The following is a 20,966-nucleotide window of genomic DNA, read 5'->3' on the forward strand; positions in this document are numbered from 1 at the left end:
GTGAGCGCGGTGAGCTTGGCGAACGTGTGGGTGCAGACCCACTCCGACGGGCTGGTGCGCGCCGACCAGGTCATCGGCATCGAGGCGCACACCACCGCCGGCCTGCGGGACACGCCCTCGCACTGGCTGCTCGACGTCGTGCTCGCCACCTCGGTCGGCAGCGGATTCCGCGAGAGCTGGAACGTCACCGCGCTGCACCGCACCCTGGCCCAGACCGAACACGCACCGGAAGGCTCGTCCGTCGCGCTCGCCCAACTGCTCGCCCAGCTCGACGCGATGAGTGCGACCGGCGTCATCAGCATCGAGAAGGCGAACTCGGACGAGCACGGCTCCGACGCGCTCGGCACGAGCGCAGGCGGGATCCGCTTCCGGTTCCTGCCGTTCCGGACACCGGTACCCGACGACCGCGCCGATGGCGAGTACCTCTGATGCGGGTCGCGGTCGTCGGCGCCGGTGTGGTCGGCCTGGCGGCGGCCGCCGCGCTGCTGGAGCGCGGCGCGGAGGTGGTCTGCTACGAGCGCGCGGACGAACCGATGGCCGGGCGGTCGGTCGGGTCGTCGCGGATCTTCCGCTTCGCGCACCGCGAGCCCGAACTGGTGCGGCTGGCCGCCGATGCGCGCGCCGCGTTCGACCGGTGGGCCGAGCGGGCCGGCCGCCCCATGGTCGTCCCGTCCGGATGCGTGATCAGCGGTGCGGACGTCCCGGCGTGGGCGGCAGCCATGGCGGCGGCGGGCGCGCCGTTCGAGCTGCGGCCGGGCGCCGAGCGGCTCCGGCTGCCCGCGCGCCGGCCTCCGGCCGAGGCACTGCTCGACCCGGCCGGTGGGGTCGTCGACGTCGACGCGGTCCGGGAGTACCTCACCGGGCTCGCCGGGCCGGCGCTGCGCCTGGAACCCGTCGATGCCGTCGACGCCGACGGGCACGTGTGGACCCGCAGCGGGTCCGCCCGGTTCGACGCCGTCCTCCTCGCGGCCGGGGCCGCGACGTCGCAGTTGGCCACGCGGGTCGGCATCGCGGTGCCCGGAGAGCTCGAACACCATGCCCGGTTCACGTTCCCGGTCGACCCGACGGTCGCCTGGCGGAGCTGGATCGACATCCCCGCAGCAGGCCTGGGCACCTACCAGCACGCGAGCGGCCCGGGCCGGTGGGCCGTCGGCGGCCACCTCGATCCGGCCGCCACGGCGTGGCCGGTCGGGCGGGACGCCGCCATCGCAGTCGCCCGCAACGCGCTGCTGGAGTACGCGCGCGAGCACCTCGCGGTGGAACCGCGGATCGTCGAGACGGTCCACTGCACGCCGACCCCGGGCCTCGGCGACGGGTTCCACATCCAGCACGCCGACCGGGTGGTCGCGGTGCACGGGGAGAACCTGTTCAAGCTCGCCCCGGTGCTCGGCACGGCCCTCGCGGCGGCGTGCGAGCTGGTCTGATCAGCCGCCGTGCGCGACGACCTCACCGCGCACGGCTGCCCCGGCCAGCGTGCGGAAGTCCGCTTCGCTCCCGCTGCCGGTCACGAGCATCCGCACCCCGCCGACGTCGGTGATCCAGATCGACTCGCCGCGCGGCCCGGTGTAGGCCACCCACTGCTGCCCGTCGACGTCGACGGTGCCCCGTGCGGGCGTCGGCGCATCGCCCGCCTCGGCGCGCAGCATCGCCTCCTCGGTGGCGTCACCCTGCTGCAGGCGGAGATACCGCCCGTCCGGCGTCAGGAAGCCGCTGCTCACGATGCGACCGCCCGCAGGGACGGCGGTGCGTTCCACGGCGTTCGCCCGCCAGCCTTCCGGCACCGCCGGGACGCGCAGCGGGAACGTCGAGTCCGGCGCGAGGCGCGCCAGCTCCGCGGGAACGTCGACGACGGGGAGCCGCGACGCGTCGACCGTCGGGCCGGCCGGCGCGAACGTGCAGGAACGCGAGAGCCCACCGGCCACGAGAACGATCAGCGCGAGCACGACGAGGGCGCCGATCATGTCGCGCACGGAGAGGGCCGAACGCGGCGGCTTCGCAGGTGGACGGGGGTCTGAACTCACGGGTCCATGGTGCACCCATGTCGTACGGATGGTCGTGCGGATGGTCTCAGTGCGGATCGAGACGACCTCAGACCGGCGCCGGATCTGCGAGGATCGGGATCCACGAAGCCCGCGCCATCGTCGGTCCGGGGGTAAGGAGGGTTGAGATGACGACATCCGAGAGCCGACGCGAGGCACCGGACCGCAACCTGGCGATGGAGCTCGTCCGGGTCACCGAGGCGGCCGCGATGGCGGCCGGCCGCTGGGTGGGACGCGGCGACAAGAACGGCGGGGACGGCGCCGCGGTCGACGCGATGCGCCAGCTGATCGGCACCGTGTCCATGCGCGGGGTCGTCGTGATCGGCGAGGGCGAGAAGGACGAGGCGCCCATGCTGTTCAACGGCGAGCACGTCGGGGACGGCACGGGCCCCGAGTGCGACGTGGCCGTCGATCCCATCGACGGCACCACGCTGATGGCCAAGGGCATGCCCGGGTCCGTCGCCGTGCTCGCGGTCGCCGAGCGCGGCGCGATGTTCGACCCGTCGGCCGTCTTCTACATGGAGAAGCTCGCCGTCGGCCCGGAGGCGGCCGACGTCATCGACATCACCGTGCCGATCGCCGAGAACATCCGCCGCGTGGCCCGGGCCAAGCACCTCGACGTCAGCGACGTCACCGTGTGCGTGCTGGACCGGCCCCGGCACGAGTCGCTCGTCAAGGACATCCGGCGCACCGGGGCACGCATCCAGTTCATCACCGACGGCGACGTCGCGGGCTCGATCGCCGCGGCTCGCGCCCACACCGGCATCGACCTGCTGGTCGGGATCGGCGGCACGCCGGAGGGCATCATCAGCGCGGCCGCGCTGAAGTGCATGGGTGGCGCCATCCAGGGCCGCCTGTGGCCCCGTGACGACGAGGAGCGGGAGAAGGCCGTCGCCGCGGGCCACGACCTCGACCGGGTGCTCAGCACGGACGAGCTCGTCCGCGGCGACAACGTCTTCTTCTGCGCCACCGGCGTCACGGACGGCGACCTGCTGCGGGGCGTGCGCTACTGGGCGGGCGGCTGCACCACGCAGTCGATCGTCATGCGCTCGAAGTCCGGCACCGTCCGCATGATCGAGGGCTCCCACCGGCTCACGAAGCTGCGCGAGTACTCCTCGGTGAACTTCGACCTGTCGTCGGAGCAGCTCACCGACGCGGAGCACACCCCGCGGCCGTTGCCCTGACGGCTACCGCGCCGGGAGCAGACCGAGGCGCTGGGCCCGGAGCACCGCGGCCAGCCGGTCGCCCACGCCGAGCTTGGTGTAGAGCCGTTCGAGGTGCTTGTGCACCGTCCGCTCGGTGATCAGCAGCTTGCGGCCGATGGCGGCGGCGGTGAGGCCGTCGGCGAGCTCACCGAGCACGGCGAGCTCGCGCGGCGTCAGGTGCAGGCTGGTGGCCACCTCGCGGGAGCGCCCGTCGAACCGGGTGGCGGCGGCCACGACCTGCCGGTCGAGCCCGCGGAGCACGCGGTGCAGGGTCTCCGCCAGGCGCACCTCTTCCGGGGTGAACGGGTCCGCGCGCCCCAGGACGAAGGCGCGGTGGCTGCGCGGGCCGACGTGCAGCGGCAGCGCCAGCTGCGACGGCGCTCCCCACGGCGCCGCGAGCTCCAGCCAGCTCGCCCGCACCGCCTCGTCCGCGTAGCGCTCCGGCACGTCGGCGACCTGGATGGCCCGCCAGTCACCGGTCGCGAGGTAGTAGCGCAGGATCGGGTGGGCGGCCGGCGCGCAGCACACGCCCCAGCGGTCGACCTCGGCGCGATGCCCGAAGAACTGCTCGTCGCGCGGCCACACCCGCTGCACCGTGCCGTTCCCCGGCTCCCGGTAGTTGTAGGCCGCGGCCAGGAGGCCGAACCCGGCGTGCAGCTGCGCGGCGATCCGTTCCTCGGGCAGCTCGACGAGCGGTGCCGACAACAGGTCGGCCAGCAGGTCCAGCCACGCGCGCTCGCGGGCGGTGCCGTCCATGGAGATGGCCTCGCCCCGGCCGTGCAGCGGCGTTAGCGCACGGCGGCCGCGCTCACCCGCCCGGCGGCGCGGTTCGCACGGTCAGCGGACACCAGCACCGCGGCGCCGTGTGACCGCAGCATGGTCCGACGGCGCCGTCGCCGGTGCCGTCGCGGTGCTTCTCCGCTCGTTCGCCTGCCCCCGGTTTCCGTCGCTCGCGACGACCGGGGCGGAAGATCCGCACCCGGCGATCGTGGCCCCTGCCGGCGCGCGAGGGGATACGCACATCTGCGTACCCCGTGGTCACCACCACGTCCGGATGCATGCGGGTGCCCCGCGGGAGAAGACTGTGCACATGGCCACCGACGACGGGTTCCGGATCGAGCACGACACGATGGGCGAGGTCAGGGTGCCCGTCGACGCCCTGTGGCGCGCGCAGACCCAGCGTGCCGTCGAGAACTTCCCGATCTCCGGGCGCGGGCTCGAACGCGCGCAGATCCGGGCGCTCGGCCTCGTCAAGGCTGCCGCCGCGCGGGTGAACAAGCAGATCGGCGTGCTCCCGGCCGAGCCGGCCGACGCGATCGCCGCCGCCGCGGACGAGGTCGCCGCCGGAATGCACGACGAGCACTTCCCCGTGGACGTGTTCCAGACCGGGTCCGGCACCAGCTCGAACATGAACGCCAACGAGGTGATCGCATCGGTCGCCGCCCGCTCCGGCGTCGACGTGCACCCGAACGACCACGTCAACGCGTCGCAGTCGTCCAACGACGTCTTCCCGACCACGATCCACGTGGCCGCCACCGAGGCACTGGTGAACGACGTCGTCCCCGCCCTGGAGCACCTCGCCGCAGCGCTGGGCCGCCGCGCCGAGGACTGGGCGGACGTCGTCAAGGCGGGGCGCACGCACCTCATGGACGCCGTGCCGATCACGCTCGGCCAGGAGGCGAGCGGCTGGGCGGCGCAGATGGAGCACGGCGCCGCGCGGGTCCGCGACGTGCTGCCCCGCCTGGCCCAGCTCCCGATCGGCGGCACCGCCGTGGGCACCGGGCTGAACGCCCCCGCCGAGTTCGCGTCCCGGGTCGTCGAGGAGCTCCGCACCGCCACCGGCCTGCGGGTGCTCACCGAGGCCGAGAACCACATCGAGGCGCAGGGCGCGCGCGACGGCCTGGTGGAGGCGTCCGGCGCACTGCGGACGGTGGCGGTCTCCCTGTTCAAGGTGGCCAACGACATCCGCTGGCTCGGCTCGGGGCCACGCACCGGCCTCGCCGAGCTGCGCCTGCCCGACCTGCAGCCGGGCAGCTCGATCATGCCGGGCAAGGTCAACCCGGTGATCTGCGAGGCCACGATGATGGTGGCCGCCCAGGTCATCGGCAACGACGCCACCGTCGCGTTCTCCGGATCGCAGGGCAACCTCGAGCTGAACGTGATGATGCCGGTGATGGCGCGCAACCTGCTGGAGTCCGCCCGGCTACTCGCGGCCGCCGCGCGCGTGCTCGCCGACAAGGTCGTCGACGGCGCCGAGCCCGACCTCGAACGCACCCGCGAGCTCGCCGAGTCCTCACCGTCGATCGTCACCCCGCTCAACCGCTACCTCGGCTACGAGGAGGCCGCCTCGATCGCGAAGCAGTCGCTCAAGGAGCGCAAGACGATCCGCGAGGTCGTGATCGAACGTGGTCACGTCGACGGGGGCAAGCTCACCGTCGAGCAGCTCGACGCCGCCCTCGACGTCCTCGCGATGGCCCGGGGAGGGAGGTCAGCGGGGTAGCTCCAACGCGATGCGGGTGATGAGGGCGCTCGCCTCCTCACCGTGGGCGGCGATCTGCCAGTACAGCTCGAAGAGCCTCGTGTAGAGGTCGATGTCTTCCGGATCCCGAACGCCGAGCTCAGCGGTGATGGTCTCGACCACCACCAGGTGCTCGTCGAAGATCTCGAAGCTGTGGGAGGTCGCCTTGGGCAGCTCGGCCGCCTGCGCGAGCACGGCCAACTCGACCGTGTCGAGTCCGGCCAGGCCAATCAGGCGGTCCAGTTGGGCACGGTGCACGGCCGGCGGTACCAGGCGGGCCCGCAAAGCGGCCTCGGCGATCAAGAACCGGAACCGGCGGCCGGACTGGTAGAGCAGCTCTTGGCGACGCAGCCGTTCCCGGACAGCGCCCTCCACGTCCCGCTGTCCCTGCAGCGCGGCGAGACCGCGGAATACTCCACGGGCATAGTCACCGGTCTGCAGGAGGCCCGGCACGAGCGCCGTCTGCATGACGCTCAGCGTTGTGGTTCCGTCCTCCAAAAGCCGGGAGGTCCGCTGCCTCGGAGCGAATCCCCCACGGAGCTGGCGGCGCCAGCTCGCATACTCCACCCGCAGACTGCGGAGATCCTCGATGAGGGCGGCGCGAACCGGGTCGGAAACCCCGAGCGTGCTGGTCCACGCCTCGACATCAGCTACGGAGGCCGTTTGGCGACCGTTTTCGAGGCGCGAGACCTTGGACGCCGGCCAGGCAAGCTGCTCTGCGAGCAGCTTGCCCGAAAGACCGGCGTCTTCACGCAGGCGGCGGAGCCGGTTGCCGAACCCGGTCCGCGCGTCGTGCCGATCGCTCACCCGACCTTCGTAGCCCCTAGCCGGATCGGCGGTCGGACCCGGGTCGGGTCAGCCGCGACGTACTCGGCGTACGGCGTAGCGACATCGAGGGCGCGCAGGATGAATTCTTCGTGCCAAGCGACGATCCCCGGATCGTCCACGGTGTCGTATCCGATCAAGCGTCCGTCTGCGGTGAACCGCAGGAAACAGATGAGGCAGGAGTCGAAGACCCAATAATCGTGGTCGGGCAACCCCATGGCGTTCGCCCGGTCGCGATCGAGGTACCGGATGTCTTCCCCTGCCCCCAGGTTGTACGGCGTCCGGTACAGCAGGTAGCGGTTGTACTCACTGAGTGGCTGACTCATCACCCGCACACGCTGGAACGTCCGCCCCGCCCCGGTCTGCCGGGCGACCATTTCGGTCCACGACGTCGGCTCCCACTCACAGGTCTCGGGGAGCTCTCCGGCGAGGAAGGCCCGGAACCGGGGCTGCTCCTCGTCGATGTGCGTGTGCCTCCGGGACTCCAGGCGTCTTGCCGAGCGCGTGAAGCCCTGGAAGAGCGCGGCGAACTCATCCACGCTGATGACACCCATCAGGTCGACCCCGCCGGGCGCGCGAACCGGAACAGGGCGGCAGGCACCTCGACGACGGTCTCGTGACCGGGCACGACCAGTTGCGCCTGTGCCTCCGGATCACTCACGCGCCAACCCTGCACCACGTATGTGCCGCGGTCCGTGGCGTAGAGCGTCGGACTGCCCCCGTTCTCGGACTCGGTGCCGAGCAGTGTCAGCTTCACGAGGTTCCTCTCGTCGAGTGAGGTGAGACACAACGAGCCTGGCCCGAGCCCGGTCCGGCGTCAAGCAATACTGCGCAATTGTTTGCAGTTGTGAACGTGTCCTCGCCACCCTGCACGTATGAGGAGAGCAGCGGACCAGGCGGCGGGCCGGTTCAACCGACTCGACCGGCGACGGCGCCACCGCCGAGCACACCGGGACCAGGCGATCGGCATCCGGGAGCACTGGGCGTACTGGCGAGCACGCGGCTGGGTTCCGTGGAACCGCTGACGGCCGTGGATCGCCCATGACTGCTCCGAACAGGGGAAACCCTTCGTCGCACGCTGTGAAGGTTCACTCATCGTTCACCGCTGCGGGCACCCGCTCGTGATTGCATCGCGCGGGGGGAGGCAGAGGGAGTGCAACGGTGAGTGACCACGGTCGGTTCGCGTTCGAGCCGCTGCTGAACCTCTCCAACGGCCGGCCCGTCGGGCTGGAGGTGCTGCGCTGCCAGGCGAGGGACCAGGTCGAGTACGTCGCGCGCAACTCGGTGTGGGGCACCCGCCAGCTCGCCGAGTTCGACTCGGGGATCGCCATCGCGTCGGTGCTGCACGGGTCCGACTACGACGCCACCGTGCCGCTGCACGTCGATGTCCTCGCCGACACGGTGGTGTCCGCGCGGCGCCGGATCGGGCAGCTGCGCGGCTCGCTGCTCGCCAGGGACGGGAACCACCCGGTGCCCCCGATCCTGCTGGAGATCAACCCGGCCCGGTCCGCGGCGCCCGCGGACGCGCTCGCCGAGGGCGTGGCCGAGTTGCGTGCCGCCGGTTTCGGGATCGGCCTGGACGGTCCGGCGCGCGGCTTCGGCCTCGACCAGGTCGCCGAGTTGGCACCGGACCTCGTCAAGCTCGATCGCGACCTGGTCGCCCGCCTGCCGTACCAACCGCTGGCCCGCACGGTGGCGCAGGCCCTGGTCGAGGTGTGCCGGGCGGTCGGCGTGCGGATCACCGCCACCGGAGTGGCCACGCCGGAGCAGCTCGCCGCGGTGCGCGACCTCGGGATCACGTGGGCCCAGGGGCCCCTGCTCGCCGAGCCTCGGATGCGGCCCTCGACCGAGGGCATCCTGGTGCCCGCCGACCTGATGCCCTCGCGGCGTCCGGTCGTGCCGGCCCCGCGGATGCCGACGCCGCCCCAGCCGGTGGCGGGCCTCGGCCAGGCCGCGATCAGCCTGGGCCACGACGTGACGGCCGAGAGCGTGCGGCAGGCGCTCGCCGACCACCCGCAGACCGGCAGCGTGGTCCTGCTCGACGCCTCCGGCCGCCCCACCGGGTTCCTCGACCGCAACCGCTTCATGCTCGCGATCTCCGGGCCGTTCGGCCGGGCGCTCTACGCCAACCGTCCCGCGCGGGCGCTCGCCGAGCCTCCGCGCACCCTCCCGGCCCGCACCGACGTCCGCACCGCCCTGCAGTTCTGCCTCTCGGGCGAGCGCGAGCGCAGCTACGACGACATCGTCCTGCTCGACGACGCCGGGGTGTGCACGGGCATCGTCCGAGTAACCGACCTCCTGCAGGAGGCGACGGCCGCGACGAGCGCGGCGTAGCCGCGGCGGCCCGTCCGCGGCCGGCCCGGGCCGCTCCACCACCCACCCACCCACCCCGCCATCCTCGCGCGTCGCCGCCTGTCGGTGCGCGCTGTCAAGATGGCCCTGTGCTCCTCGCCGACGTCGTCGCCACCTCCGCCGCGGTCGGGGCCACCCGCGCCCGCACGGCGAAGACGGCCGCGCTCGCCGCCCTGCTGCGCCGCGCCGACGGCGACGAGATCGAGCCCGCCACCGCGTGGCTGGCCGGTGAACCGCGGCAGAACCGGCTGGGCACCGGCTGGCGCACGCTCGCCGGCATCGACGCCCGCCCGGCGGCGCAGCCCGCGCTGGAGGTCGGCGCGGTGGAACGGATCCTCGACGAGCTGGCGGCCACCACCGGCGCCGGGTCCACGGCCCGCCGCGCCGCGCTGCTCGGCGAGCTGTTCGGCGCCGCCACCGCCGACGAGCAGGCGTTCCTGCGCCGGCTGCTCACCGGCGAGCTGCGCCAGGGTGCGCTGGAGGGCGTCATGCTGGAGGCCATCGCCGCGGCGGCCGAGGTCCCGTCGGCGGTCGCGCGGCGCGCGTTCATGCTCTCCGGGCAGCTCCCGGCCACGGCCCGCCTGGCGCTCACCGAGGGCGTCGCCGGCCTGGCGGCCGTCACGCTGCAGGTCGGCAGGCCGCTCCGGCCGATGCTCGCCTCCCCCGCCGAGACGCTCGACACCGCGCTGGCCGAGCTGGCGCCGGAGGCGAGCGTCGAGTTCAAGCTCGACGGCGCACGCGTCCAGGTCCACCGGGCGGGCGACGAGGTACGGGTCTGGACGCGCACGCTGCGGGAGATCACAGCGAACGTTCCGGAGCTGGTCGAGCTGGTGCGCGGGCTGCCGTGCCGCTCGGTGGTGCTCGACGGCGAGACCCTCGCGCTGCGCGACGACGGCCGGCCACGCCCGTTCCAGGAGACGATGAGCCGGTTCGGCGCGGCGGCGGGAGAGCTGCTGCTGCAGCCGTTCTTCTTCGACTGCCTCCACCTCGACGGCGCCGACCTCCTCGACGAGCCGCTGCACGTCCGGCTCGAGGCGCTGGAGCGGGTCGCGGCAGCCCACCGCATGCCGGGTGCGGTGCGCCCCACCCAGGAGGAGGCGGCCGAGCTGCTCGAGCGCGCCCTCGAAGCCGGCCACGAGGGCGTCATGGTCAAGTCCCTCTCCGCCCCGTACGCAGCGGGGCGGCGCGGCCGGGCGTGGCAGAAGGTCAAGCCGGTCCACACGCTCGACCTGGTCGTGCTCGGCGCGGAGTGGGGCTACGGGCGCCGCACCGGCTCGCTCTCGAACATCCACCTCGGCGCGCGCGACCCCGACGGCGGCGATCCGATCATGGTGGGCAAGACGTTCAAGGGCATGACCGACGAGCTGCTCGCCTGGCAGACGGCCACCTTCCCGGACCTCGCCCGCGAAAACCGTGGCCATGAAGTGCTGCTGCGCCCCGAGCTGGTGGTGGAGATCGAGCTCGACGGCGTGCAGCGCAGCCCGCGCTACCCGGGCGGCGTCGCGCTGAGGTTCGCCAGGGTGCTGCGCTACCGCCCCGACAAGACGCCCGCGGAGGCCGACACGATCGACGCCGTACGCGCGCTCCTACGCGAATGATGCGGCTCTGGTCGTTCCAGTCACTCGCCCGGGTCGCGGAGCTGCAGGTACGCGGCGAGCTGGTCGGCTCGTGGGAACACGTGCCGCGCAGCCCCGGTGAGGTGATCCGCACGGCCTACGAGGAGATGGTCGCGGCGATGCAGCGGGCGGGGGTGTCCACCGAGGGGCGACCGCCGGTATGGGCGTGGGGTGGCCGGTGCGGGGTCACGATCGAGGACGCGCACATGCTGGTCGGCGAACCGCTCTGGGACGGCTACGCCACCGTCGAGTTCACCGCACCCGCCGAGCTGATCCTCGCCACCGCCTACGGCGCCTGGAACGACTACCTGTTCGCGCTGTTCGACGGCCCCGATGCGGCCGTACCCGGCTGGGACGTCCCGGCAGCCGTCGCGGACGAGCTCGTGCAGGTGTGCCTGCCGGCCCTGCGTGCGGAATGGGTGCAGGAGGTCCGGCCGCTCCCGCGGTCACCGGACGAGGTCACGGACTGGTCGGCGGGCGCGTAGAGTTGTCTTCTCGTGCGCTTCCTCGACGGGCAAGAGCCGAACCACGACCTCACCTACGACGACGTCTTCCTCGTCCCGGGCCGGTCGTCGGTGGCGTCGCGGTACGACGTCGACCTCACCACCGCCGACGGTTCCGGCGCCACGGTCCCGGTGATCGCCGCGAACATGACGTCGGTGGCCGGGCGCCGGATGGCCGAGACGCTGGCCCGCCGCGGCGGCCTCACGGTGCTCCCGCAGGACGTGGCGCCGGATGCCGTGGCCGAGATCGTCTCGTGGATCAAGTCCCGGCACCCGGTGTGGGACACGCCGCTGGTGCTCACCCCGGCCGACGCCGTCGCCGACGCGCTCAACCTGCTGCCCAAGCGGGCGCACGGCGCGGTCGTCGTGGTGGACGAGGGTGGCCGCCCGGTCGGCACCGTCGACGAGGCGGCGTGCACCGGCGTCGACCGCTTCACCCGGCTCGGAGACGTGCTGGACGCCGGCCCGCTCACGCTCCCGCTGGACACGCCCCCGCGTGGCGTGTTCGAGGCGCTCGGCTCGCGCCGCGTGGCGCTGGGGCTGGACGCCGAGGGCCGGCTCGCGGGCCTGCTCACCGCGCTCGGTGCGCTGCGGGCGGAGCTCTACCACCCCACGCTGGACGCCACGGGCCGGCTGCGCACGGCGGCCGCGGTCGGGATCAACGGCGACGTCGGGGTGAAGGCGAAGTCCCTGCTGGACGCCGGCGTCGACGTGCTCGTGGTCGACACCGCACACGGCCACCAGGACAGGATGCTCGACGCGCTGCGTGCCGTCCGGAAGGTCGTCTCCGATGCGGGCTCGACCGTGCCGGTGGCCGCGGGCAACGTCGTCACCGCCGAGGGTGTGCGCGATCTCGCGGCCGCGGGCGCCGACATCGTCAAGGTCGGGGTGGGCCCGGGCGCGATGTGCACCACGCGGATGATGACCGGCGTCGGGCGCCCGCAGTTCTCCGCCGTGCTGGAGTGCGCGGCGGCGGGGCGCGACCTCGGCGTGCGGATCTGGGCGGACGGCGGTGTGCGCCACCCGCGCGACGTCGCCCTGGCCCTGGCCGCGGGCGCGTCCGCGGTGATGATCGGCTCGTGGCTCGCCGGCACCTACGAGTCGCCGGGTGACCTGCTGCGCGACGAGAGCGGCCGCCCCTACAAGGAGTCGTTCGGGATGGCGTCGAAGCGAGCGGTGAGCGCCCGCACCCGCGGCGAGACCGCGTTCGACCGCGCCCGGAAGGCCCTCTTCGAGGAGGGCATCTCCAGCTCGAAGCAGCTGCTCGACCCGGTGCACCCCGGCGTGGAGGACATGCTCGACGAGATCTGCTCCGGCGTCCGCTCGGCCTGCACCTACGCCGGCGCGCGGACGCTGGACGAGCTGCACGAGCGTGCGGCGGTGGGCGTCCAGACCACCGCGGGCTTCACGGAGGGCACTCCCCACGGTCTGTGAGGCCGGCGAACACCAGGTCGAGCAGGTGCTCCGCCGACGCCGGTTCGCCAGCCGCCTCGGCCGCCCATGCCGCGGCGGTGGCGGGCCGGCTGACGTCGGTGCCGGTGACGTCCGCGCGTAGCTCCCCCGTGCCGCGCGCGTGCTCGGCCAGCCGGTCGAGCGCCTGTTCGGAGGCGACGCACCGGCCGGCGAGCAGGTCGTCCGAGGCGTGGGCGAGGCTCGTGGCGAGCCCCCGGTAAGGCGGCTCCTGGCCCCTGTTGCAGCAAAGCCACTCTCACGCAACCACGTGGCGTGAAAGTGGCTTTGCTGCAATCTCGGCGCCGCTACGCGGCCGGGCCCTCCAGCATCTCCGTCACCAGCGCGGCGATCGGGCTGCGCTCACTGCGGGTGAGCGTGATGTGGGCGAAGAGCGGGTGGCCCTTCAACTTCTCGATGACCGCCGCGATGCCGTCGTGGCGGCCGACGCGCAGGTTGTCGCGCTGCGCGACGTCGTGCGTCAGCACCACGCGGGACGCGGTACCGAGCCGCGAGAGCACGGTGAGGAGCACGTTGCGCTCCAGCGACTGCGCCTCGTCGACGATCACGAACGCGTCGTGCAGCGAGCGTCCGCGGATGTGGGTGAGCGGGAGCACTTCGAGCATGCCGCGGGCGATGACCTCCTCGAGCACGTTCTGGCTGACCAGCGCGCCGAGGGTGTCGAAGACGGCCTGCGCCCAGGGGGCCATCTTCTCGCTCTCGCTGCCGGGGAGGTAGCCGAGCTCCTGCCCGCCGACGGCGTAGAGCGGCCGGAACACGACGACCTTGCGGTGCTGCTGGCGCTCCATCACCGCCTCGAGGCCCGCGCACAGCGCCAGCGCCGACTTCCCGGTGCCGGCCCGGCCGCCGAGGGAGACGATGCCGACCTCGGGGTCGAGGAGCAGGTCGAGCGCCACCCGCTGCTCCGCGGAACGCCCGTGCAACCCGAACGCCTCGCGGTCACCGCGCACGAGCCGTACCCGCTTGTCCGCGCCGATCCGGCCGAGCGCGGCCGACGCGCCACCGATGAGCCGCAACCCGGTGTTGGCCGGCAGCTCGCGGGCGGCGTCGTGGTCGATCGCCCCGTCGCGGAAGAGCGCGTCCACGTCGTCGGGGGAGACCTCCAGGTCCGCCATCCCGGTCCAGCCCGAGGGCACCACGTCGAGGGCGTGGTACTCGTCGGCCTGCAACCCGACGGCAGCGGCCTTCACCCGCAGCGGCATGTCCTTGCTCACCAGCACCACCTCGCCGAGGCCTGCGAGCTCACGCTCGGCGGCCAGGTTCAGGGCGCAGGCCAGGATCCGGCTGTCGTTCGAGTCGGTTCGGAAGCCCGCGGGCAGCACCTCCGGGTCGCTGTGGTTGAGCTCGACGTGCAGGGTTCCGCCTGCGGTGCCCATCGGCACCGGCGCGTCCAGGCGGCCGTGTTCGATGCGCAGCTCGTCGAGCATGCGCAACGCCGTGCGGGCGAACCACCCCAGTTCCGGGTGGTGCCGCTTGCCCTCGAGTTCGGAGATCACCACGAGCGGCAGGACGACCTCGTGCTCGTCGAACCTGGTCAGCGACCACGGGTCCGAGAGCAGCACCGAAGTGTCGAGCACATAGCAGCGGGTGGTGGGCGAAGCGGGGGCATTACGACGGTCGGTCACGGAGGCTCCTCGCTAGCGCTCGCTACGACCGCCACCGGTGCCCGTGGTGCCGGGCCCGGACGAGCGGCCGACGAGTGCTCCCTGGTGGACACGGCACCGCGTCCACGTCACCGGTGGGCCGGTCGACCCTGGGTCGGTCGCTGCCGACGACCTGGAGCTCGCCGCCGCACACGCCCGAGAGGGCCGGGTGCCGGCCCTCTCTGGTGCAACTGCCACCACGACCAGGGCCTCCCCAGCGGTCCGCATCGGGTACGGGCCGCCACCTAGAACGCTACCGGCGGTCACCCGGGTGCGGTCAACAGCAACTGTGAGTTGTCCTGCGTCAGCGGGCTAAGAATTAACAGAACGGACTACCGTCCATCGCTCCACAGACACCGCCCGTCGTGGCAGATATGGGCGGTCTGACCCGTTCGGCCGCGCCCCGCAGGACCGCCCGGGGCACCCCCGGCTCCGGCACCGGGACCGCCTGCGTGTCGAGCGGATGGCGGCCCGCGGACCTCCATACCCGCGGACAACGCGCAAGGGCCCGGGAATGGGCAGAAGAGGCGCGAACACGCTCCGTTGCCAGCAAAAAGGATACGCGCGCATCCGGGTGATTAGCCCTCACGGCCCGTGTCGATCAAGTCCGATCGTGTTGCCGGAGCCGGTGCGCAGCACCCCCGAAAGAGGGCGTAACCAAACTAAGAGTACTCGACTCACACGATAGTGGTAGGTGATTTGTTTCCGACCACCGCGGCCCGCTAACTTTTTCCGCAGTCAGCGAGGGCTCCCCGGTCATAAACGCTGACACTGAATGGGATCGGCTCCGGTCGACTCCGGACACTCAACAGGAGATGAACTGTGCTGAAGAAGGCTGGAATTGTCGTGGCCACGGCCGCTGCCGGTCTGCTCGCGGTGAGCCCGCTCGCCTTCGCTGGCGACAAGGACGACCACGACGGTCACGGGCACGGACACGGACACGGGCACCACGGCAGCTCCAAGGTCGAGGACGTCAACAGCATCGACGGCTCGAACTCGGGCCTGATCAACGTGGCCGGCAACAACATCGCCGTCCCGGTGAACGCCTGCGACAACCAGATCCCGGTGAACGTCCTGGGTGTCCAGGTTCCGCTGAACGACACCAACGTGCTCGCCGACCTGACCGGTGCGCTCGGCCTCGGCCTGCTGGGCGAGAACGACAGCGACGCCGACCGTGACGGCGACACCACGCTCGACGACTCCTGCACTGCCGCCGCCGAGTCGGGCGACAGCGCCGAGATCGACGACTGATCTTCACGATCTGTCGCGGAACGGCGCCGGACCTTCGGGTCCGGCGCCGTTTTCGGTTTGCCTGCGGCTATGAGCCGAACCGGCGATGCCGGGCCGCGTAGTCACGTAACGCGCGCAGGAAGTCGACCCGGCGGAACTCGGGCCAGTAGGCCTCGCAGAACCAGAACTCCGAGTGGGCCGACTGCCAGAGCAGGAAGCCGGACAATCGCTGCTCCCCGGAGGTGCGGATCACCAGGTCCGGGTCGGGCTGACCGGACGTGTACAGGTTCGCGGCGATGTGGTCGACGTCCAGCACCTCCGCGAGCTCCTCGATCGAGGTGCCCGACTCGGCGTGCTGCAGCAGGAGCTTGCGGACGGCGTCCGCGATCTCCTGCCGCCCGCCGTAGCCGATCGCGACGTTGAGCTCGAGCGCGGGCCGTCCCTGCGTGCGTGCCGCGGCGGCCGAGAGCTTGTCGGCCATGTCGGCCGGGAGGAGCTCGAGGGCACCGACCACGCGTAGCCGCCAGCGGCCCGCGGGGCCGGAGAGCTCGTCGACGACGTCAGTGATGATCTTCAGGAGCGGTTCGAGCTCCTCGGAGGGACGGTTGAGGTTGTCGGTGGACAGCAGCCACAACGTCACGACCTCGACGCCCGCCTCCTCGCACCACGCGAGGAAGTCGGCGATCCGCGCGGCGCCCGCCCGGTGCCCGTCGTTGACGTCGACGAACCCGGCCTCCCGCGCCCATCGGCGGTTGCCGTCGAGCATCACCGCCACGTGCCGGGGCCGCGCAGCCGAACCGGCCAGCTCTCGGCTCAGCTTGCGCTCGTACACCGAGTAGAGCAGGTCGCGTACGCCCACGGCGGAACAGCGTACGCCCGGCCCGTTCCCCGCCCGCAGACGTAGGCAGTCCGGCCGTGCGTTCACGCACAGGACACCTCGAAGCGGCCGCCGCTGTCGTAACCTCGACGGGGTGACCACCGGAACCGTGGGCTCGCCGTCGCCCGGCGGGCCGCTGCTCAAGCCGCGGATGCGTGGCTGGCTGCACTTCTGGTCGTTCACCGTCTCGATCGCGGCCGGCGCCACCATGATCGCCGTATCGGCCGCTCTGGTCGGGGCGGCCGCGGCGCTCGCCGTCTCCGTGTACGCAGTCACCACACTCGCCCTGTTCGGCGTGAGCGCGCTCTACCACCGGCGCACCTGGCACACCGCGCGCAGCCGCGCCGTGATGCGCAGGCTCGACCATTCGATGATCTTCCTGTTCATCGCCGGCACCTACACGCCGGTGGCCGCGCTCGCCATGGACCCGGGCACCGCCCGCACCGTGCTCACCGTGGTGTGGGTGGGCGCGCTCGCCGGCGTGGTGCTGAAGACGGCCTGGCCACACGCTCCCGCATGGGTCGGGGTGCCGATCTACATGGCCCTCGGCTGGGTGGCCGTGTTCGTCATCCCCGCGATCCTCATCGGAGGCGGGGTGGCGGCGCTGGTGCTGATACTGGTCGGCGGCCTGCTCTACACCGTCGGCGCGGTCTTCTACGCCACGCGCAGGCCCAACCCGTGGCCGGCGACGTTCGGGTTCCACGAGTTCTTCCACGCCGCCACCGTGCTCGCGGCGATCTGCCACCACGTCGCGATCTGGCTGATCCTGTTCTGATCGGGGCGGAATGCCGGTCGTCGGGCCGAGGTTGGGCCGGGTATGACCTCCGCCACCGACGGCGCCGCCTTCGATCCGCACGCGCTGCTCGCCGGGAGCCGGATCGGCGTGCTCGCCACGCTCCGCGCCGACGGCCGCCCCCAGCTCTCCCCGGTCACGCCCCACTACGACCGGGACACCGGGATCATCTACGTCTCGATCACCGAGGGCCGGGCGAAGACCAAGAACCTGCGGCGCGACCCGCGCGCCGCGTTCGAGGTGACCAGCGCCGACGGGTGGGCCTGGGCCACCGCGGACGGCACGGCCGAGCTGATCGGCCCCGGCACCGACCCGAACGGCCCCGAGGTGGAGGCCCTGGTCGGCTACTACCGGTCGGCCGCGGGCGAGCACCCGGACTGGGACGAGTACCGCGCCGTGATGGTGGCCGACCGGCGGGTGCTCCTGGCCCTGCACGTGGATCGCGTGTACGGCGAGAAGATCCGCTGATCGCGGGCCCGTCTCAGGTTGGACGAGCGGCACTTTCGTCCCGCCCTATTGGACAAGCGTGCCGTTCGTCCAGCAGATGACGGTGCATCGGCCGCCCGCCGGTGCTGCCGGGCTCCGCGGCGTCGGCCGCATGGTGGGATCCGGCGGGTAGGGGGCCGCAGAGGCTATGCGCTGTCGCGACCGCCCGTCGGGCCCTTGGCCCGCAGCTCGTCCACGCGCGCCATGGCCTCCCGCAGCTCGCCCAACCACTCGTCGGCGTGCTGGCCGACCAGCTTGACGGCCCAGGCCAGCGCGTCGGAGCGGGACCGCGCGACGCCGGAGTCGACGAGCGTGTCGAGCACGATGCGCTCCGGCTGACGCAGCCGCGTCATCACCGGCACCGAGGCCACGGTGAACAGCTCCTCGGAGTCGCCGATCCGCGCACCCCACGCCACCTTCCGCTGGTAGCGGTGCTCGGCCTGGCGCGCGATCTCGATGCGCTCCTCCCGCGTGGTCTCGCGGAACCGGGAGATCCGGCCGGCGACGGCCGCTGCCCGGTCCGCCCGACCGGACTCGGTGTCCGCGAACTCGCCCTCGAGCGGGGGCAGCTCCCCGACGATCAGGATCTCCTCCCGGTCGACCGTGACGTCCGGCGCGGCGATGAACCAACCGTCCGGCAGCCGGCCCTGCAGCCATGCTGCCGCGTCGTCCGCGCCGGGGAGGTCGGCCTGCTGCCAACCACCCCGCCCCGGCCCGTGTCCCCGCCCGCCTGGCCACCCGCGATGCATCCGTCCGCCCATCATCACAACCTCCCCGTGACTGATGCTTACGAGATTACACCGAAACACCGCAAGCACGGAGGTGTTCTCGGCCGGCGAACGACCGGTCGAGCGGAACGAGCGGGTGTCAGGGACGCAGGAGGAGGCTCGTGGTCAGCTCCTCCACCGTGGTGGCGGGGCGATCGCACACGAAGCCGCGGCAGACGTACGCAGCCGCCGCACCGTCGACGAGGGGGCGGCCGGCGAGCAGCGGGACGCCCGGGACGTCGGGCCTACCGGGCACGACCACCGTGCCGCCCGCGGCGAGCTGCCGTGCGTGGGCGAGCAGCGAGTCCCGGCCCGGATCGCCGTCCGCGCCGACGAGCGCGACCTGCAGCGGGCCCCGGACCATCGCCTCGGCGGCCGTGAGCCAATGGCCGGCGAAGCGCGGGTGCTTCTCGGCCAGGACACCGGCGGAACGCAGGGCCGCCTCGGCCGCGGTGCGGTACCGCTCCGGCTCCGACACCAGTACCGATGCCGTCAGGAGCGCGGACGCGAGTGACGACGCGCCGCACGGGGACGCGTTGTCCGTGACGTCGCGAGGTCGGTGCAGCAGTGCCTCGGCGTCGTCGGCGGTGTCGAAGAACGAGCCCGGCTGCTCCGGGTCGGTGAAGTGCGCGAGTGCCGTGTCGAGGAACGTCGTCGCGGCGGCCAGCCATCGCGGCTCCCCGGTGGCCTGGTGCAAAGCCAGCAGCCCGTCGGCGAGGCAGCCGTGGTCCTCGAGGACGCCTGCCGCGGCACCGACCGTGCCGTCCCGCGACGAACGCCGCAGCCGCCCGTCCACGACGTGCAGCCGCAGCAGCAGGTCGGCGCTCTCCGCCGCGGCGGCCACCCACTCCGGGTGCCCGAGGGCTGCGCCGCCCTCGGCGAGCGCGAGGATCGCCAGGCCGTTCCAGGACGTGATCACCTTGTCGTCGCGGGCCGGCTGCGGCCGCGTCGCCCTGGCGGCGAGCAGCGCGGCGCGCACCCGCTCCCAGCGGGCCGGGTCGTCGGGCTCGGCGAGCAGTTGCAGCGTGGACGAACCGTGCTCGAACGTCCCGTCCTCGGTGACGGTGAGCAGCGCGGCCGCCCACTCCCCGTCCTCGGCGCCGAGCACGTCCCGCAGCTGCCGGGGCGTCCAGGCGTAGGTGAGTCCCTCGACGCCCTCGGTGTCGGCGTCGAGCGCGGAGGCGAACCCGCCCTCCGCGGTGCGCAGGTCACCCAGCAGGAACGCCGCGGTCTCCTCGGCGATCCGCCGCGGGAGCGGATCCGACGACACCCGCGCCAGGTGCGCGTAGACCCGCAGCAGCAGGGCGTTGTCGTAGAGCATCTTCTCGAAGTGCGGCACCACCCAGCCCGCGTCCACGCTGTAGCGGGCGAACCCGCCGGCCAGCTGGTCGTACATCCCACCGCGGGCCATCCGCTCACACGTCACGGCGACCGTGCCGGGCGTCTCGTCGCCGCCCCGGCGCTCGTGTCGGCGCAGCAGGAACTCGAGCGCCATCGACGGCGGGAACTTCGGCGCGCCGCCGAACCCGCCCGCCCGCGGGTCGAACTGCCCCTCGAGGGTCTCCGCGGCCCGGTCCAGCAGGTCGGGGTCGATCCCCGCCGACGGCAGGACGGCCGCCGCGTTGTCGGCGAGCCGCGCCGCGATCTCGCCGGCCGCACCGCGCACCCGCGCGCCGTCCTCCCGCCACGCGGTGGTGACGGCGTCGAGGAGCTGGCGGAAACCCGGGAGCCCGGCGCGCGGGGTGGGCGGGTAGTAGGTGCCGCAGTGGAACGGCTCCCCCGCCGGGGTGAGGAAGCACGTCATCGGCCAGCCGCCCTGGCCGGTCATCGCCTGCGTCGCGGCGATGTAGACCGCGTCGATGTCCGGCCGTTCCTCCCGGTCCACCTTGACCGCGACGAAGTCCGCATTGACCTGGTCGGCCGTGGCCGGGTCCTCGAACGACTCGTGCGCCATCACGTGGCACCAATGGCAGGCGGCGTAGCCGACGGACAGCAGGACGGGCACGTCGCGGCGGGCCGCCTCGGCGAACGCCTCGTCCGACCACTCCCACCAGTCGACGGGATTGGTGGCGTGCTGGAGCAGGTACGGGCTGGTGGCCGAGGCCAGGCGGTTCGGCATGGAACCTAGTGTCGCGGACCGGGAGTCCGGTGCGCAGATCGGCGGATCCAGGTTTCCGCTGAGTGTGCCGGCGAGCCGGCCTCGTACCGGGCGTACTCGGCCGGTTCGCCGGTGCGCTCAGCGGGAAGCTGGGCCGTCGAGATGCGTGGTGGACTCCCGGTCCGCGGCACTGGTCAGGCCTTACCGCCGTTCGCCGGTTCGCCGTCCGCCTTGTCCTTGCCGTCCTCGCGCTCCTCGTCGGCGGTGTCGAAGCTGGCGGGCAGACGGCGGATGCGCTTGCTCATGCCGCGGATCAGCAGGATCGTGACCAGCGCCAACGTGAGGATGACGACGAGCGCGACGGGTGAGGCCTTGCCGAACTCCTCACCCTCCCCCGGCGGCGGGGCCGGGTTCTGCGCCGGCACGGCGACCATGGCCGTGCCGGCTGGAACGGCCTCGACCAGCAGCGGACTCATCCGGCAAACGGTACGCGCCCGCAGAACGTGTTCGAGAAGCGCCCATGTGGGCCGCTGATGCTGCGATC

Annotated in this window: 22 protein-coding genes; 11 read left to right on the forward strand and 11 right to left on the reverse strand. The window is 72.7% G+C overall.

Translation table 11 applies throughout. From position 1 onward, the window contains the following. Nucleotides 1-9: 9 nt before the first annotated feature. Together ACU436_RS24125 and ACU436_RS24130 are read left to right on the forward strand one after the other, a co-directional pair. Nucleotides 10-429 carry a hypothetical protein gene (locus ACU436_RS24125; protein WP_459028913.1) on the forward strand — a complete coding sequence of 140 codons (420 nt, stop codon included), beginning with the start codon at nt 10-12 and terminating at the stop codon, nt 427-429. Then, a complete protein-coding gene (locus tag ACU436_RS24130) occupies nt 429-1,424 on the forward strand; it encodes an FAD-dependent oxidoreductase (protein WP_459028915.1) in 996 nt (331 codons plus the stop codon). Before ACU436_RS24125 ends, ACU436_RS24130 begins: the two co-directional genes overlap by 1 nt. On the opposite strand, the gene ACU436_RS24135 is transcribed toward ACU436_RS24130, so the two are convergent. Continuing rightward, nucleotides 1,425-2,021: a DUF4245 domain-containing protein gene (locus ACU436_RS24135; RefSeq protein WP_459028917.1), complete on the reverse strand. Its 597-nt coding sequence runs from the start codon at nt 2,019-2,021 to the stop codon at nt 1,425-1,427. Nucleotides 2,022-2,167: 146 nt separating this feature from the next. Here ACU436_RS24135 and glpX point away from each other — a divergent pair, with 146 nt between their 5' ends. Next, complete coding sequence (glpX, locus tag ACU436_RS24140; RefSeq protein WP_459028918.1) at nt 2,168-3,223, forward strand: class II fructose-bisphosphatase; 1,056 nt, start codon at nt 2,168-2,170, stop codon at nt 3,221-3,223. A gap of 3 nt (nt 3,224-3,226) precedes the next feature. On the opposite strand, the gene ACU436_RS24145 is transcribed toward glpX, so the two are convergent. Next, the gene (locus ACU436_RS24145) at nt 3,227-4,000 is read right to left on the reverse strand and encodes a response regulator transcription factor (protein WP_459028920.1); all 774 of its coding nucleotides are present in this window, start codon (nt 3,998-4,000) and stop codon (nt 3,227-3,229) included. 334 nt (nt 4,001-4,334) lie between these two features. Between ACU436_RS24145 and ACU436_RS24150 the strand changes: the two genes are divergently transcribed. Then, the gene (locus ACU436_RS24150; protein ID WP_459028922.1) at nt 4,335-5,744 is read left to right on the forward strand and encodes a class II fumarate hydratase; all 1,410 of its coding nucleotides are present in this window, start codon (nt 4,335-4,337) and stop codon (nt 5,742-5,744) included. Here the strand turns inward: ACU436_RS24150 and ACU436_RS24155 are convergent. From ACU436_RS24155 to ACU436_RS24165, 3 genes are read right to left on the reverse strand one after another with little or no spacing between them, the layout of a single operon-like run. Continuing rightward, nucleotides 5,733-6,569 carry a helix-turn-helix domain-containing protein gene (locus tag ACU436_RS24155; protein WP_459028924.1) on the reverse strand — a complete coding sequence of 279 codons (837 nt, stop codon included), beginning with the start codon at nt 6,567-6,569 and terminating at the stop codon, nt 5,733-5,735. The genes ACU436_RS24150 and ACU436_RS24155 overlap by 12 nt on opposite strands. Next, a complete protein-coding gene (locus ACU436_RS24160; protein ID WP_459028926.1) occupies nt 6,566-7,141 on the reverse strand; it encodes a DUF6879 family protein in 576 nt (191 codons plus the stop codon). The genes ACU436_RS24155 and ACU436_RS24160 overlap by 4 nt, the downstream gene beginning before the upstream one ends. Next, a complete protein-coding gene (locus ACU436_RS24165; RefSeq protein WP_459028928.1) occupies nt 7,141-7,344 on the reverse strand; it encodes a hypothetical protein in 204 nt (67 codons plus the stop codon). The genes ACU436_RS24160 and ACU436_RS24165 overlap by 1 nt, the downstream gene beginning before the upstream one ends. Nucleotides 7,345-7,748: 404 nt before the next feature. Here ACU436_RS24165 and ACU436_RS24170 point away from each other — a divergent pair, with 404 nt between their 5' ends. The 4 genes from ACU436_RS24170 (at nt 7,749) to ACU436_RS24185 (ending at nt 12,492) form a co-directional block, all read left to right on the forward strand. Beyond that, a complete protein-coding gene (locus tag ACU436_RS24170) occupies nt 7,749-8,921 on the forward strand; it encodes an EAL domain-containing protein (RefSeq protein ID WP_459028930.1) in 1,173 nt (390 codons plus the stop codon). Between the two features lie 107 nt (nt 8,922-9,028). Then, nucleotides 9,029-10,537, forward strand: coding sequence for an ATP-dependent DNA ligase (locus ACU436_RS24175; RefSeq protein WP_459028932.1), 1,509 nt, complete (start codon nt 9,029-9,031; stop codon nt 10,535-10,537). Continuing rightward, nucleotides 10,534-11,040, forward strand: a complete 507-nt coding sequence (locus tag ACU436_RS24180; protein WP_459028933.1) for a hypothetical protein — start codon at nt 10,534-10,536, stop codon at nt 11,038-11,040. The genes ACU436_RS24175 and ACU436_RS24180 overlap by 4 nt, the downstream gene beginning before the upstream one ends. Before the next feature lie 12 nt (nt 11,041-11,052). After that, the gene (locus ACU436_RS24185; protein WP_459028935.1) at nt 11,053-12,492 is read left to right on the forward strand and encodes a GuaB1 family IMP dehydrogenase-related protein; all 1,440 of its coding nucleotides are present in this window, start codon (nt 11,053-11,055) and stop codon (nt 12,490-12,492) included. On the opposite strand, the gene ACU436_RS24190 is transcribed toward ACU436_RS24185, so the two are convergent. Continuing rightward, complete coding sequence (locus ACU436_RS24190; RefSeq protein WP_459029112.1) at nt 12,464-12,688, reverse strand: SbtR family transcriptional regulator; 225 nt, start codon at nt 12,686-12,688, stop codon at nt 12,464-12,466. The two genes, ACU436_RS24185 and ACU436_RS24190, sit on opposite strands and share 29 nt — an antisense overlap. Nucleotides 12,689-12,815: 127 nt before the next feature. Then, complete coding sequence (locus ACU436_RS24195; protein WP_459028937.1) at nt 12,816-14,153, reverse strand: PhoH family protein; 1,338 nt, start codon at nt 14,151-14,153, stop codon at nt 12,816-12,818. An 840-nt stretch (nt 14,154-14,993) separates the two neighbouring features. Between ACU436_RS24195 and ACU436_RS24200 the strand changes: the two genes are divergently transcribed. Next, nucleotides 14,994-15,422 (forward strand): hypothetical protein, encoded by a 429-nt coding sequence (locus tag ACU436_RS24200; protein ID WP_459028939.1) that lies wholly within the window; start codon nt 14,994-14,996, stop codon nt 15,420-15,422. 67 nt (nt 15,423-15,489) lie between these two features. Here the strand turns inward: ACU436_RS24200 and ACU436_RS24205 are convergent, their stop codons facing one another. Then, nucleotides 15,490-16,260, reverse strand: a complete 771-nt coding sequence (locus ACU436_RS24205) for an isoprenyl transferase (protein ID WP_459028940.1) — start codon at nt 16,258-16,260, stop codon at nt 15,490-15,492. Between the two features lie 169 nt (nt 16,261-16,429). On the opposite strand from ACU436_RS24205, the gene trhA reads away from it, so the two are divergent. Both trhA and ACU436_RS24215 read left to right on the forward strand, forming a co-directional pair. Continuing rightward, nucleotides 16,430-17,053, forward strand: coding sequence for a PAQR family membrane homeostasis protein TrhA (trhA, locus tag ACU436_RS24210; RefSeq protein WP_459029114.1), 624 nt, complete (start codon nt 16,430-16,432; stop codon nt 17,051-17,053). A 42-nt stretch (nt 17,054-17,095) separates the two neighbouring features. Continuing rightward, a complete protein-coding gene (locus ACU436_RS24215; RefSeq protein WP_459028942.1) occupies nt 17,096-17,539 on the forward strand; it encodes a PPOX class F420-dependent oxidoreductase in 444 nt (147 codons plus the stop codon). Between the two features lie 164 nt (nt 17,540-17,703). On the opposite strand, the gene ACU436_RS24220 is transcribed toward ACU436_RS24215, so the two are convergent. The 3 genes from ACU436_RS24220 to ACU436_RS24230 all read right to left on the reverse strand — a co-directional run bounded on the left by ACU436_RS24220 (nt 17,704) and on the right by ACU436_RS24230 (nt 20,898). Next, on the reverse strand, nt 17,704-18,306 hold the full coding sequence (locus ACU436_RS24220) for a hypothetical protein (RefSeq protein ID WP_459028944.1): 603 nt from the start codon (nt 18,304-18,306) through the stop codon (nt 17,704-17,706). A gap of 118 nt (nt 18,307-18,424) precedes the next feature. Further along, nucleotides 18,425-20,443, reverse strand: a complete 2,019-nt coding sequence (locus tag ACU436_RS24225) for a thioredoxin domain-containing protein (RefSeq protein ID WP_459028946.1) — start codon at nt 20,441-20,443, stop codon at nt 18,425-18,427. Between the two features lie 173 nt (nt 20,444-20,616). Next, nucleotides 20,617-20,898, reverse strand: coding sequence for a hypothetical protein (locus tag ACU436_RS24230; RefSeq protein ID WP_459028948.1), 282 nt, complete (start codon nt 20,896-20,898; stop codon nt 20,617-20,619). Nucleotides 20,899-20,966 lie beyond the last annotated feature (68 nt).

It is taken from the genome of Pseudonocardia wallangbongensis, assembly GCF_054486945.1.

What these genes read in the sequence shown, in the direction of transcription:
- ACU436_RS24130 (WP_459028915.1), top strand. Translation starts at nt 429, where the DNA reads ATGCGGGTCGCGGTCGTCGGCGCCGGTGTGGTCGGCCTGGCGGCGGCC.
- glpX (WP_459028918.1), top strand. Translation starts at nt 2,168, where the DNA reads ATGACGACATCCGAGAGCCGACGCGAGGCACCGGACCGCAACCTGGCG.
- ACU436_RS24145 (WP_459028920.1), bottom strand. Translation starts at nt 4,000, where the DNA reads ATGGACGGCACCGCCCGCGAGCGCGCGTGGCTGGACCTGCTGGCCGAC.
- ACU436_RS24150 (WP_459028922.1), top strand. Translation starts at nt 4,335, where the DNA reads ATGGCCACCGACGACGGGTTCCGGATCGAGCACGACACGATGGGCGAG.
- ACU436_RS24160 (WP_459028926.1), bottom strand. Translation starts at nt 7,141, where the DNA reads ATGGGTGTCATCAGCGTGGATGAGTTCGCCGCGCTCTTCCAGGGCTTC.
- ACU436_RS24180 (WP_459028933.1), top strand. Translation starts at nt 10,534, where the DNA reads ATGATGCGGCTCTGGTCGTTCCAGTCACTCGCCCGGGTCGCGGAGCTG.
- trhA (WP_459029114.1), top strand. Translation starts at nt 16,430, where the DNA reads ATGCGTGGCTGGCTGCACTTCTGGTCGTTCACCGTCTCGATCGCGGCC.
- ACU436_RS24215 (WP_459028942.1), top strand. Translation starts at nt 17,096, where the DNA reads ATGACCTCCGCCACCGACGGCGCCGCCTTCGATCCGCACGCGCTGCTC.
- ACU436_RS24220 (WP_459028944.1), bottom strand. Translation starts at nt 18,306, where the DNA reads ATGCATCGCGGGTGGCCAGGCGGGCGGGGACACGGGCCGGGGCGGGGT.
- ACU436_RS24225 (WP_459028946.1), bottom strand. Translation starts at nt 20,443, where the DNA reads ATGCCGAACCGCCTGGCCTCGGCCACCAGCCCGTACCTGCTCCAGCAC.
- ACU436_RS24230 (WP_459028948.1), bottom strand. Translation starts at nt 20,898, where the DNA reads ATGAGTCCGCTGCTGGTCGAGGCCGTTCCAGCCGGCACGGCCATGGTC.